Origin of the sequence: Pandoraea sp. B-6 (genome assembly GCF_000282835.1) — a bacterium.
Taxonomy (GTDB): Bacteria; Pseudomonadota; Gammaproteobacteria; order Burkholderiales; family Burkholderiaceae; genus Pandoraea; species Pandoraea cepalis.
The window spans coordinates 1-13,002 of record NZ_AKXS01000007.1; the positions used below are offsets into that span (position 1 = coordinate 1).

The 13,002-nt window shown below is 65.2% G+C and carries 9 protein-coding genes and 1 pseudogene; 3 read left to right on the plus strand and 7 right to left on the minus strand.

Annotation, left to right across the window (positions count from 1 at the left end):
* A pseudogene (locus A985_RS28810) lies at nt 1-399 on the minus strand (23S rRNA pseudouridylate synthase B); the annotation flags it as partial.
* A gap of 153 nt (nt 400-552) precedes the next feature.
* A complete protein-coding gene (scpB, locus tag A985_RS28815) occupies nt 553-1,773 on the minus strand; it encodes an SMC-Scp complex subunit ScpB (protein ID WP_017231384.1) in 1,221 nt (406 codons plus the stop codon).
* A 327-nt stretch (nt 1,774-2,100) separates the two neighbouring features.
* Between scpB and fnr the strand changes: the two genes are divergently transcribed.
* Nucleotides 2,101-2,829: a fumarate/nitrate reduction transcriptional regulator Fnr gene (gene fnr, locus A985_RS0100015; protein ID WP_026131483.1), complete on the plus strand. Its 729-nt coding sequence runs from the start codon at nt 2,101-2,103 to the stop codon at nt 2,827-2,829.
* Between the two features lie 271 nt (nt 2,830-3,100).
* The gene (locus A985_RS23610) at nt 3,101-3,523 is read left to right on the plus strand and encodes a nuclear transport factor 2 family protein (RefSeq protein ID WP_051060029.1); all 423 of its coding nucleotides are present in this window, start codon (nt 3,101-3,103) and stop codon (nt 3,521-3,523) included.
* Between the two features lie 12 nt (nt 3,524-3,535).
* On the opposite strand, the gene A985_RS0100025 is transcribed toward A985_RS23610, so the two are convergent.
* Nucleotides 3,536-4,468, minus strand: coding sequence for a LysR family transcriptional regulator (locus A985_RS0100025; RefSeq protein ID WP_017231387.1), 933 nt, complete (start codon nt 4,466-4,468; stop codon nt 3,536-3,538).
* A 137-nt stretch (nt 4,469-4,605) separates the two neighbouring features.
* On the opposite strand from A985_RS0100025, the gene A985_RS0100030 reads away from it, so the two are divergent.
* Nucleotides 4,606-5,622 (plus strand): zinc-binding alcohol dehydrogenase family protein, encoded by a 1,017-nt coding sequence (locus tag A985_RS0100030; RefSeq protein ID WP_017231388.1) that lies wholly within the window; start codon nt 4,606-4,608, stop codon nt 5,620-5,622.
* 115 nt (nt 5,623-5,737) lie between these two features.
* Here A985_RS0100030 and A985_RS0100035 read toward each other — a convergent pair whose 3' ends face one another.
* The 4 genes from A985_RS0100035 to hrpA form a co-directional block, all read right to left on the minus strand.
* Nucleotides 5,738-6,577 (minus strand): molybdopterin-binding protein, encoded by an 840-nt coding sequence (locus tag A985_RS0100035; protein ID WP_017231389.1) that lies wholly within the window; start codon nt 6,575-6,577, stop codon nt 5,738-5,740.
* Nucleotides 6,578-6,664: 87 nt separating this feature from the next.
* Nucleotides 6,665-7,585: an EI24 domain-containing protein gene (locus A985_RS0100040; RefSeq protein ID WP_017231390.1), complete on the minus strand. Its 921-nt coding sequence runs from the start codon at nt 7,583-7,585 to the stop codon at nt 6,665-6,667.
* Between the two features lie 118 nt (nt 7,586-7,703).
* A complete protein-coding gene (locus A985_RS0100045; RefSeq protein WP_017231391.1) occupies nt 7,704-8,699 on the minus strand; it encodes a beta-propeller fold lactonase family protein in 996 nt (331 codons plus the stop codon).
* A gap of 367 nt (nt 8,700-9,066) precedes the next feature.
* Nucleotides 9,067-12,957 carry an ATP-dependent RNA helicase HrpA gene (gene hrpA / locus A985_RS0100050; protein WP_083902139.1) on the minus strand — a complete coding sequence of 1,297 codons (3,891 nt, stop codon included), beginning with the start codon at nt 12,955-12,957 and terminating at the stop codon, nt 9,067-9,069.
* Nucleotides 12,958-13,002 lie beyond the last annotated feature (45 nt).

Sequence of the window (13,002 nt, forward strand, 5' to 3'; positions counted from 1 at the left end):
ACCGCTGGCTGCGCTGCCATCGCCTTGCGCCGACTGCGCCGGCGGCGAGGACTGTGCGGCACCGTCACGCTTGCCGCTACGCGGCTTACGGGGTGCGGCATTGCGGCCTCGCGCCTGAGCGGCCAACGGTGCACCGTCGGCGCCCAATGCTTGAGCTTGCGGCGCATCGCCGTGCGGTTCCCCGCGTGGGGCGTCCGACGCGGCAGATTCACCTGCGCCGCCGTCCTCGCCTTCACGCTTGGATTGCTGAGCCGCCCGACGGCGGGCAATCAGACTGCGCGGACCACGGCGCAAGCCGCGGCGCGATGCTTTTTCGTCGCCGCCCTCGCCTTCCGGCGCACGGGCTTCGGCACCAGCATCGCGTGCGTGCAGGTCCTGGGATTCTTCGATTTGTTTCAACACAACCTCATTGGAAAACGGGATCGTCGCGGGCAGGCGTAAATGGCTGCCCCGATCCGTGTTCGCACCATGAATGCGCGGCAAATGCTTGCCGCGACTTCGTTCTTATCGCTAACGGCCCTGCTGGTGCGCGCGACGCGATGCGCCGACGCCTCAGGTGCCCGTGACGAGACTCTTGTCGTCCCCGTCGCTCTCGTCGTCATCTCCCTCACCGGACAGGGGCTGCCCGGTGGCGGGTTCGTTCGCTGCCGAGTCGGCAGCGTGCGGGGAAACCTCTTGTGTTACCGACGCCGCGGGATCTGCCGCCGACGTCGCTACATCCTGCGCATCTTGCGGCGGATCGTCGCCGACCGACACCGCAGACTCCGATTCTTCGGAAAATTCCTTGTCCTGCGCGACCTCCACCGACATTGCGGCACTGGAGGACACCGGCCCTTGATCTGCCTCGCCGTCGCCAGACTTCGCTTGCGTCGCATCGTCATGCACCGCGTCGACCTGCTCACTGACGTGCGCCGCGCCCGCGAGTTCCGCGAGCGATGCCCGTTCAGCGTCTACCGGCTCAATCTCCGCCGGCGCCTCGACCGGGACTGTCACCCCATCATCGCCTTCGCCTTCCGCCATCACGGCGTCGAGCAACGCGTCTTCCGTCGGCCCGTCGCCCTCGCCCGGCGGCGGGCGCTGATCTTCGGGCAGCCCTTGTGCAAGCGGCAGGTCATCGGCACGCGCTTGCGCCAGACGTGCCAGCGCTTGCGCATCGGCGACAGGCACGTCATCGGACATCGCGTCATCCCCCGCGTCGGCCTCGGCACGTTCGCCGAATTCGATGTTCTGCTGCGCGAGCAAGTCGATCTGCGCCTGTGCGGCCGGATCTTCGAGCGGCGGCAACGCATCAAGCGCCCGCAGCCCCAGATCGTCGAGAAAGTCCTTGGTCGTGGCGTACAGACCCGGGCGTCCCGGCACATCTCGATGCCCGATCACCTCGATCCAGCCTCGATCCTCGAGTTGCTTGATGATCTGTGTGTTGACCGTCACGCCGCGAATCTCCTCGATATCGCCGCGCGTGACCGGTTGACGGTACGCGATGATCGCCAGCGTCTCCATCACCGCTCGCGAATACTTCGGCGGCTTCTCTGGATTCAGGCGATCAAGGTATTCACGCATGCGCGGACGGCTCTGGAAACGCCAGCCGGTGGCCAACGCCACCAATTCCACACCTCGGCCATCCCATTGCACGCGGATTTCCTCGAGCAGCGCGCGCACCGTGTCGCCAGACACGGCGTCATTGAAAAGCTTGCGCAGATCGCCGACCTTGAGCGGCTCCTGCGCGCAAATCAACGCGGTCTCGAGGACGAGTTTCGCCTCTTGGGTATTCATGTGCGACTAAGCAGACCGGGGGCTTGGCGACCCGGTATCAGGAATAAATGGATGCTTGGAACACGAGAAACGGTCGTAACCGCTTCGCATAAGCGCGCGCCCGATTGTGTTCGGTCGTAGTGACGGCGGCGCGACCTGAATGCTTCGAAACGACCTGCCGGGAAAACGCCCAGGCCGATTGTGCGGCGAGACGGACGTCCGGTATGTGCGCAATTATTACTGAAACACCGACGCCCGTAAAGCCTCGTCGACATTCCGACGTGCGGAAAGGGAAAACGATAGGTCAACGCACCATGATAGACTCTCCAAAAAACTTCAGGGGCCCTCATGACCACAGAAAACGGTCGCACTCCCATCGCTCAGCCCCGCTGTTCCACATGTTCGCTCGGGCAATTCTGCTTGCCGGTCGGCATTCCGGAACCCGAGCTGGAACGACTCGACGCACTGGTAAGCGAGCGCCGCCGCCTCAAGAAAGGCGACGTGCTGTACCACGCGAACGACGATCTGCACGCTGTCTACGGCATTCGCTTCGGTTCGCTCAAAAGTTGCGTCACGGCCCCCGACGGCCGCGAGCAAGTCGTCGGCTTCCACCTCCAGGGCGAACTCATCGGCCTTGACGCCGTGGCCGACCACCATCACCCGAGCACCGCCATCGCGCTCGAATACAGCGAGCTGTGCATCGCCCGCTTCGGCGAACTGGAGACGTTGTCGCGTCAAGTGCCATCGCTCCAACGCCAGTTGCACCGCCTGATGAGTCAGGAAATCCGCAACGAGCACCAGCAACTGCTCGCGCTCGGCACCATGCGTGCCGAGGAACGTCTGGCCGTCTTCCTGCTCAACCTGTCCGAGCGGCTGTCCGCGCGCGGTTACTCCGCCCATGAATTCGTGCTGCGCATGAGCCGCGAAGAAATCGGAAGTTTCCTCGGCCTCAAGCTTGAAACCGTCAGCCGCCTGTTTTCACGCTTTGCACAAAACGGCATGATCGAAATCCGGCAGCGCCACGTCAAGATCATCGACGCCGCCGCGCTGCACGAACTCGCCGGCGTTCCCTGCTGACACCCGCCAACGGGGACGCACGAGCGTCCCCGCAGCTGAAGCTCCCGCCAGTGCGCCGTCACCCGCCATCCCTGCCTCGGATGTTACCGATACGCTAACGGCCCCGCCCCCGCGTCGTGTTGCGCCAGATCAAGCGTCGCGCGCGATGGCGCGATTTTGCCCTCCCGACGTTCGACAAGCCCCGGCAAACGCTCCATAATCGGCGCGTTCTCCAGGCGCCCCCATTGCCTGGCGCTCCACCCCGTCGGAGGCTGCCGTTATGCCCGCTGCCATTTTTCTAAGTCCGGAAGACGCCGAGCACGCCTACTACGAAGCGCTGCGCGCCGGCGATACCGATACGCTGATGGACGTCTGGTCGGAAGACGAGGAAATCGTCTGCATTCACCCGGCAGGGCCCCGCCACGTCGGCCCGGCGGCGGTTCGCGAGAGTTGGCAGCAGATTCTTGCCAAGGACGGATTGCACGTCACGGCCAGTCATCTCCAGGTAGCGCGCAATCCGCTGTGCGCGGTCCATAACGTGCTGGAACAGGTACAGGTCGAGACCCGTCCCGAAGCCCGTTACGCCTTCGTGCTCGCCACGAACGTTTACATGAAGGAAGCCGATGGCTGGCGCCTTGTGCTTCACCACGCCAGCCCGGCGATCGGTCACGAGGACGCCGGCGCACAACTCACGCGGCCCCATCACCTGCACTGACGCTTCGTCGCGTTACGGCCTCGATAGGCCAGCCGATGGGTCGTCGCCGTCATCCCAATACGGCGCCGGCCCAAAGCGCGCCTGCAGGAATTCGATCAGCGCATGGGTTTTCGGCGGCACGAACGCCCGGCTCGGGTAGACGGCCCAGATCGCCACCTCCTCCGCGAGCGGGTAGGCGGGCAACACCGGCACCAGCGCCCCGCTGCGCAGATGCGCGCCGACGTCCCACGTGGACTTGAGCGCAATGCCCAGGCCCGCCAAAACCGCGTCGCGCAGCACTTCCCCGTTATCCGACGCCAGACGCCCGCTGACACGCACGCTCAGCGGACCACCAGGCGTCACGAACCGCCAATCGCGCTGCTCCCCCAGAATCAGGCAGTCGTGCGCGGCAAGCTCGCCTGGGTGCTTCGGCGCGCCGCGCGCCGCGAGGTACGCGGGCGACGCACACAATGTCCGGCGATTCGGGGCGAGCTTGCGAGCAACGAGCGTCGAGTCACGCAACGCCCCGACGCGAATCGCGAGATCCATGCCGGCCTCGATCAGGTCGACAACCCGATCCGTGAGCCGGAAGTCCAGCGAAATCCCCGGATAGCGCGCCAGGAAGGCCGACAAGGCGGGGGAAACATGCTGACGCCCGAACGACGAGGAGCATGACACCCGCAAACGCCCCTGAGGCGCTGCGTGCCCCTGCCCAACGCTTGCCATCGCTTGCGCCTCGGCCGCGAGCAAGGTCTGCGCGTCTCGCAGAAAGGCTTCCCCCTCTTGCGTGAGCGCCACCCTGCGTGTCGTCCGATGCAGCAACCGTGCCCCGAGCACACCTTCGAGTTGTGTCAGGCGCGTACTGGCCGTGGCCGGAGACAGCCCTTGCTCGCGCCCCGCGGCCGACACATTCCCGAGCGCCGCCACGCGCACGAACAACGCCACGGTATCGAGATCCAATGCCATTTGATGGAATCTCCAAAAGATCTTTTCCGCATTATGCGAATTATCAAAGCAATCGACTAGCCTTAGTCTCTCGTTATCGCATCGGGGGTGTCGCCGGCGCACTGCCGGCTGCGCCCCGCCTATTCAGGAGAAAACAGATGAAAGCCGTCGGATTGACCCATTACCTGCCGATTGACGACCCGAAGTCGCTCGAAGACATCGAGCTGCCGACGCCAACACCCGCGGGGCGCGACCTGCTGGTCAAGGTCGAAGCGATTTCCGTGAACCCGGTCGACACCAAGGTTCGCGCCCCGAAAGATAAGGTCGAAGCCACGCCGCGCGTATTGGGGTGGGATGCGGCGGGCACCGTCGCAGCCGTCGGCCCGGACGTCACCCTCTTCAAGGTTGGCGACCCGGTGTACTACGCGGGCAGCATCACGCGCCCAGGCGCGAACAGCGAGTTCCATCTTGTCGACGAACGCATCGTCGGCCACATGCCCACGTCGCTCGACTTCGCGGGCGCCGCTGCTTTGCCACTCACGACGATCACGGCGTGGGAAGCCCTTTTCGACCGCCTTGGCATCGCTCCCGACGGCGGCGATGAGGGCAAGTCGATCCTCATCGTCGGCGGTGCCGGCGGCGTCGGCTCGATTGCCATTCAGCTCGCGCGACGCCTTGCCCATCTGCACATCGTCGCTACCGCGTCGCGCCCGGCATCGGCCGACTGGTGTCGTCAACTCGGTGCGCAACACGTGATCGACCATACCCAGGACATTCCGGCGCAGCTGCAGTCGATCGGCATGCCACAGGTGGATTTCGTACTGTGCCTGAACGACACCGACGCGCATTTCCCCGCCATGGCGCAGGTCGTCGCCCCACAAGGCAAGATCTGCTCCATCGTGGAGAATGCGGGTCCGCTCGACATCGGTCTGCTCAAAAACAAGAGCGCCACGTTCGTCTGGGAGTTCATGTTCACGCGCGCCATGTTCGCAACGCCGGACATGATCGCGCAGCACACGCTGCTGACCGAAGTGGCACGCCGGGTCGATGCGGGTACGCTGCGCACGACGGTGGGCGAGGTCCTGGGCCCGATCAACGCGGTAAACCTGCGCCGCGCCCACGCGCAGCTCGAAGGCGGACGCACCATCGGCAAACTCGTGCTCGCCGGATTCTGACCGGCGCGCAGGGCGCGCATGGTTCCCGCCGTGCGCGCCGGCAACGAAAAACGGCGCTTGCCCTTCACAGGCAAGCGCCGTTTTTATGCGCTCTCGCGGCAGTACCGCCCGCCCGTCAATTGCCCGACGGCAGCGTGCCCTCGGGCAGTGCGAGCGCCTCGGTCGGATGCACGATCTCGCCGCCCAGCGCATTCACCCCGGCAATCAGTCGCTCGAACGCCGCGCCAACCAGTGCGGGGTCGCCCTTCACGCCCAGGTCGATATGTCGGCGCGCGTAGATCGCGCCACGCTGCGCGTCGCCCACGCTGGGCAGACTGAACACTTTCACGCCGCCATATTCGGCTTCGATGGCCTCCATGAGCGGCGTCAATGTCGACTCGGCCAACCCGAACACCAGCACCGATCGCTCGGCGTGCTTCGTCAGGTGATGCAACTCGGCGTAGTCCGTGTCGAGCACCCACGCCATCATCGGCCACGCCATGACCGGGAATCCCGGCATGAAGTGATGCCGCTCGACCGAGAACCCCGGAATCTTGTTGTACGGATTCGGTAGCACACGCGCGCCGACCGGAAACTCGCCCATCTTCAGACGATGCCGGTTATCGGGCTGGCTCATGTCCGCACGGCCGTCGGGACTGGTGTCGGCGATGCGCTCCATGATGAGCGCCTCGGCTTCCGGCGTGAGCACGAGCGGGACATTGAGTGCCGCCGCGGCGCACTGACGCGTGTGATCGTCGGGCGTCGCCCCGATGCCGCCGGTGACGAAAACGATATCCTCGCTCGCAAACGTGCGTCGCAGCGTGGCCGTGATGCGTTCAGGGTCGTCACCCACATATTCGGCCCAGCCGAGTTGCATGCCGCGCTCGGTGAGCAGTTCGACGATCTTGGGGAGATGTTTGTCTTGACGGCGCCCGGAGAGAATCTCGTCGCCGATGATGATGATGCCGACCGCCATGATGCTTCCTTTATCTTGTCGTCAGGGCCTGGGGGGAGCGCGCGGCGCCGCCCGGCGGCAGCGCGCAGTCACACGATTGTGCCACTTTCACGGCGAACCGTTCGACGACCCTCGTCCCGGCGGCAACGCAGGCGGCAGGTCCTCGCTCTCTCGCGACGGCGGGCTCGCCACAGGCAACAGCGTTGCCCCGAGCATCGGCTCGTGACGCGCCGCCTCGGCCGCGCGCAATCGCGACAATGCCCGCAGGCAATAGTGCGCGAACCACAACGCTGAAAATATGAAGATCACCACGTACAGCCAAATTGCCAGCAGCGCGATGACCGGGAACATCACGATCATGATGACCGACGACACCCACAGCAGCGTCGGCAATGAGCCGAGCAGCCCGGTTGCCACGCCGATCACCAGCAGTGGCAGACGCCGCTCGCGCACGATCCGGCGACGCTCCTCGGCGCTCGCGTGATACGCCAACGCGTCGTACGTCATTACGCGATACGTCAGCCAGCCCCATAACAACGGCGGCACGATGGCGAAGAACGGCGGCACGAGCCACAGCGGCAGCGTGAGCAGCGCGGCGACTAGAAAGACCACGGTGGCGCCCAGCGACTGACCGAGACTGCCCCAGAACGAGCCGCCCTGCCGCGCTTCCAGATGAATGTAGTGGCGACGCGAGAGGTGACGCAACACCGCGGGCATCGACCACCCCGCGATGAGCAGCAGCGCCGTGACCACGATCAGCGGGATGAGCAGCGCGACGAGAATGAACGGCGCGAGCGCCATGCGCACGCTATCGATGCCGAAATAGCCGAAGAAGCGGTAGATCCATTGCGTGAACTGCCACTGTTCGAGCCAGACGCGCAGAAAATCGGTGAACGGCACCCAGCCGAACCAGATCACGGCGCCCCAGATCAGGCCGGAGACCACAAAGGGCATGGCGGTGAGCCACAGCATGCGCGGATGCAACAGGCTCACGAGCGCGCGGCCCAGCGCGCGAAGAATGTCATTCATGCAGTATCAATACGGTCGGTGCCGTCAGGACGAGAATCGGAATCCATCGCGTTGAGGACCGTGCGCCCCGAGCGGGGACGCTCGGTCGGTGTGGCGCCCTCGTCGCGATGTCCCGATGTTACAGCACCGGGGCGCGGTCGAAGAAATAGATCCCGTGAGGGGATCGTCCGACCGGAATGGTGTTGATCAGCTTGCGCTGCGTCATATCGATGATGCCGACCTTGCGGGCCCAACGGAACGTCACCCACAGCGTCTTCCGGTCGGCCGAGAGTTCCATGTCGTCCGGTCCCGGCAGCAGGCCGGTGATGTTGCCGACGTTCGTGAGCGCCTCCTGATCGACGATGCTGATCGTGCTCGACACGCGATTCGAAATCAGTACGTGCCTGCCATCGGCGAGCGATCGGAAGTTGTGCGCCCCCTTGCCCGTCGGGATCGTCTTGATCACCTTCTGATTGCGCCAGTCGACCACGGCGGCATAGTCCGCGCCGGTCATTCCCACGAGCAGGTATTTGTCCCCCGGCGTGAGCCACACCCCTGCCGGACTGTCGCCCACCTTCATCGTCCAGAGCACTTTCTGAGTGGCCAGATCGATGGCGGCGATCTCGTTGGACTGCTGCAACGAGATAAAGACAAGTTTGCTGTCCTGCGTGAAGACCAGGTGGCTCGGCATCTTCTTGAGGGGAATGCGCTGCGCCACGCTCAGGTTCTTGCCGTCATAGCGATACACGTCCACGCGATCCAGTCGCAGGGCGTTGGCGACGAACCACTTCTTGTCCGGCGAGAAGCCAATCTGGTAGGGGTCCTCGACGTTCTCGATCTTGCGCTGGACCTGTCCCGTCTTCGGGTCGAGGAAGATGAGGTTGTTGCCGACCGAATTCGCCACGATGAGCGACTGATTGTCGGGCGTGGCCATGAGATGATGCGGCTCCTTGCCAACCGGGAACGTCTGGATGACCTTCTGCGTCGCCTTGTCGATCAGGCTGACGCTGGCGTCGGCCGAGTTGAGCACGACCACGACACTGTCGGGCGCCGGCGCCGCAGCCGTGGCCGGCGCAGCGAGCGCCGCCAGACCGAAGGAAGCCACCAGACCGGCAGCGATCAGCAGTTTGCGCATTGCAGCGTCTCTCGGGAGAAAATTAGGCAGGAAAAGTGGCGAAAACGGCGCGTGGACCGCCCGTTCTCGATACGTCGTAGCGACTCGCCATTGTAGGCCGGGAACACCCCGTCAACGCGCGTCCGGCGCACCTTTTTTTACGTATCGAAACATAATTTCGACACTTTCTGACGTAGCGCAAACCGGCAAGCGGATGTCCCATCGAAATGGTGTCGGGGGTTGGCGTCGGGGCCGAACGCCGTCATTGCACGCGTGGGTTGGCATCCCCCGAATCAGCTTGGTCGCCAAGTCCGCGACGCTCGCCGGGATCAACGAGATCGCAGCGCTCGCAGCCATCGTTGCGCACGACGGCCGCGCCCCCTGCACGTCAGCGCTGCAACGCCTCCCAAACCTTGTGCAAACGCTTGACCGACACCGGCATGGGCGTGCGCAACTCCTGCGCGAATAGCGAGACGCGCAACTCCTCGAGCAGCCAGCGGAACTCCTCGAGTCGCGCGTCGCCCTGATCGCGGCGTTGCGACGTCGCCCGCTGCCAGTTCTGCAGCAACGGCCCCAGTTCGCTCATGGCGCGGGCGTCGCGGGTCGGATCCGCCTTGAGCTTGTCGATACGTCCGGCCATCGCCTTCAGATAGCGCGGGAAATGCGCCAGTTGCGCGTACGGCGTGTCGATCAGGAACCGCTTGCCGATCAGCCGTTGCAACTGTGTCGTCAGATCCGCATACGCCTGCGCGAACGGCTTGGCCTGGGCCAGCTTCTTCTGCAAGGTCGCGTACTCGGTGAGAATCTGTCCGGCCAGCCGCGCGATCTCCTGCGCGAGCAGCGTGAGGCGTCCCCGCCCCTCGTCCTTGCGCGCGACGAACGACGCGTTATCGCTCGGCCAAGGCAACTGAAGGCACGCACGCTCCAGCGCCAGATCGACGATCTGCTCCCGCAGTGCTTCTTGCGTCCCCAGGTTCATGTACTGCATCGCCATCTGCTGCAGGCCCGGGATGTTCTTCTCCAGATACTTCACCTGCTCGCGCAGTTGAATCGCGAAGAGCTGACGCAGACCCGCGCGATGCTGCCGTTGCGCTTCGTGCGGATCGTCGAACACTTCGAGATCGCAGTGATCGCCGCGCTCGACCAAGGCCGGGTAGCCGAACAACGTCTGACCGCCGCGACGGATTTCCAGCATCTCGGGCAGTTCGCCGAAGCTCCACGCCGTGAGGTTGTCGTAGCGGCCGGGCTCGACAGCGGCCGCTGAAGGCGCTGCCTGCGTGCCCGCCCGTCCCGCACCACGCGCCTCGCCGCGCGCCGCCGGCGACGTCGTCGCCGATGCACCATGTGCGTCGGGCTCGACGGCGGAACCACGGGTCGGCGTCGCGCCACTCTTCGCCGCCAACTGCTGAAATGTGCGCTGCGCCTGCTGACCGAGTTCGGCACGCAGTTGCGGGAGATTGCGTCCCATGCCGAGTTGACGCCCGTGTTCGTCGATCACCTTGAAGTTCATCGACAGGTGCGCCGGAAGCATTTCGAACTTGAAGTCACTGGACTTGAGCATGACGCCGGTCTGTTCGCGCGCGTCGGCGATGAGGGCATCGAGCAGCGCGCCCTGTCCGAACGCCGCCCGGTCGACGAAGCCGGCCGCAAACTCGGGCAACGGTACGAAGTGACGCCGCAGCTTCTGCGGCAGCGACTTCATCAGCAGGTGCGCCTTCTCTTTGAGCATGCCCGGCACCAGCCATTCGCAGCGGCGCGCGTCGACCTGATTGAGCGCGTAGAGCGGCACGGCGAGCGTTACGCCATCGCGCGGCGAGCCCGGTTCGAAGTGATAGCTGAGCACCATGTCGATGCCCGCAATGGCCGTCTTCTTCGGGAACAAGTCGGTCGTGACGCCCGCTGCCTCGTGACGCATCAGATCGTCGCGCACGAGGTAGAGCAGCTTCGGCGAGCCCTTGGCCGTTTCGCGATACCAGTGCTCGAAGCTCGCGCCGTCGTAGAGATCGGCGGGGACATGGGCATCGTAATACGCGTAGATCAGTTCGTCGTCGACAAGCACGTCCTGGCGGCGCGACTTGTGTTCGAGCTGCTCGATGTCGGCGATCAGCTTGCGATTGTGGGCGTAGAACGGGAGCTTGGTCTCCCATTCGCCTTCCACGAGCGCACTGCGCAGGAAGATTTCTCGGGCGCGACGCGGATCGCGCGGGCCGAAGTTCATCCGTCGGCGCGCATAGATCGTCAGGCCATAGAGCATGCCGCGTTCGTACGCCACGACTTGCGCGGCCTTCTTCTCCCAATGCGCATCGGAGAGCGACGTCTTCACCAGGTGCTTGCCGACGCGTTCGATCCACTCCGGCTCGATCCGGGCGATGCATCGTGCGTAGAGCCGGCTCGTCTCGACGAGTTCGCCGGCCATCACCCAGCGCCCGGCCTTCTTCACGAGCGACGATCCCGGCCAGATGTGGAACTTGATGCCGTGCGCGCCGAGGAAATGCGGATCGTCGTCGGCCTTGCAGCCGATGTTGCCGAGCAGGCCCGCGAGCAAGGCAAGATGCACCTGCTCGTAAGTCGCCTCCGACGCGTTGATGCGCCATCCCTGTTCGCGCACGACGGTGAGCAACTGGCTATGCACGTCGCGCCATTCGCGCAGGCGCAATTGCGACAGGAAGTTGTCGCGGCAGGCTTGTCCGAGCAGCCGGTTCGACTTCTTGTGCGCGATCGCCTCTTCGAACCACTGCCAGATCTTGAGCCACGAGAGGAATTCGGAGCGTTCGTCGGCAAACTTGCGATGGGCGTTGTCGGCGGCGTCCTGCGCTTCGAGGGGGCGGTCACGCGGATCCTGCACGGCCAGCGCACTCGCGATGATGAGGACTTCGCGCAGCGACTGCTGGTCGCGCGCCGCCAGAATCATGCGGCCCACGCGGGGATCGAGCGGCAGACGCGCCAGTTCGCGCCCAAGCGGGGTGAGCTGGTTGGTGTCGTCGACCGCACCGAGTTCGCCCAACAGTTGATAGCCGTCGGCAACGGCCCGGCCGGGCGGCGGTTCGATGAACGGGAATTCCTCGACCTTGGCGAGCCGCAGCGACTGCATGCGCAGAATGACGGCGGCAAGCGACGAGCGCAGGATTTCCGGATCCGTGAAGCGCGCGCGCGCCTGGAAGTCGGCTTCGTCGTACAGACGAATACACACGCCGTCGGCCACGCGGCCGCAGCGCCCCGCGCGCTGGTTGGCGGCGGCCTGCGAGATCGGCTCGATCTGTAGTTGTTCGACCTTGTTGCGGTACGAGTATCGCTTGACGCGCGCGGTACCGGCATCGACCACGTAGCGAACACCCGGCACCGTGAGCGAGGTTTCCGCCACGTTGGTGGCCAGCACGATACGGCGCGCGTTGGACGGTTTGAACACGCGCTCCTGCTCGGGACCCGAGAGGCGCGCGAAGAGCGGCAGAATTTCGGTGTGCGGCGGATGATGCTTGCGCAACGACTCGGCCGCCTCGCGGATTTCGCGCTCGCCGGGCAGGAAGACGAGCACGTCGCCGGCGCCTTCGCGGCACAGTTCGTCGACGGCGTCGACGATCCCGTCCATCAGGTCCCGTTCGCGATCGCGCGCGCTGGCGCGGCTGCCTTCGCGCCCCAGCGCGTTCGCGATGCGCGCATCGTCCTGGATCGGGCGGTAGCGCACTTCCACGGGGTACAGGCGCCCGCTCACTTCGATGACCGGCGCTGGACGCAGGTGGTCGCCCTCGCCCGTGCCGAAATGGCGGGCGAAGCGATCGGCGTCGATGGTGGCCGACGTGATGATGACTTTCAGGTCGGGCCGACGCGGCAGCAACTGCTTGAGGTAGCCGAGCAGAAAGTCGATGTTCAGGCTGCGCTCGTGCGCCTCGTCAATGATGAGGGTGTCGTACGCGCGCAACAGCGGATCGGTCTGCGTCTCGGCAAGCAGAATGCCGTCGGTCATCAGTTTGACGGACGCGCCGTGGGACAAGGTGTCGTTGAAGCGCACCTTGAAGCCGACGATGTCGCCAAGCGGGGTGTTGAGTTCGTCGGCGATGCGGCGCGCGGTGGCCGACGCGGCGATCCGACGTGGTTGGGTGTGGCCGATCAGGCCGGTGCCGCCCGCGCCAAGCCCGCGGCCGAGCGCGAGGCAGATTTTGGGAAGCTGAGTGGTCTTGCCCGAGCCGGTCTCGCCGCTCACGATGACGACCTGATGGCCGGCGATGGCGCGCGCAATCTCGTCGCGCCGGCCGGAGACGGGCAGCGCCTCGGGAAAGACGATGTCGGGAAGCGGATTGGCGGCGGCCTGGCGCGCCGCGAGGCGTTC

Coding starts and splice junctions, on each gene's coding strand:
- A985_RS0100030 (WP_017231388.1), top strand. CDS start 4,606: ATGAAAGCCGTCGGATTGACCCATTACCTGCCGATTGACGACCCGAAG.
- scpB (WP_017231384.1), bottom strand. CDS start 1,773: ATGAATACCCAAGAGGCGAAACTCGTCCTCGAGACCGCGTTGATTTGC.
- A985_RS0100040 (WP_017231390.1), bottom strand. CDS start 7,585: ATGAATGACATTCTTCGCGCGCTGGGCCGCGCGCTCGTGAGCCTGTTG.
- fnr (WP_026131483.1), top strand. CDS start 2,101: ATGACCACAGAAAACGGTCGCACTCCCATCGCTCAGCCCCGCTGTTCC.
- A985_RS0100045 (WP_017231391.1), bottom strand. CDS start 8,699: ATGCGCAAACTGCTGATCGCTGCCGGTCTGGTGGCTTCCTTCGGTCTG.
- A985_RS0100025 (WP_017231387.1), bottom strand. CDS start 4,468: ATGGCATTGGATCTCGATACCGTGGCGTTGTTCGTGCGCGTGGCGGCG.
- A985_RS0100035 (WP_017231389.1), bottom strand. CDS start 6,577: ATGGCGGTCGGCATCATCATCATCGGCGACGAGATTCTCTCCGGGCGC.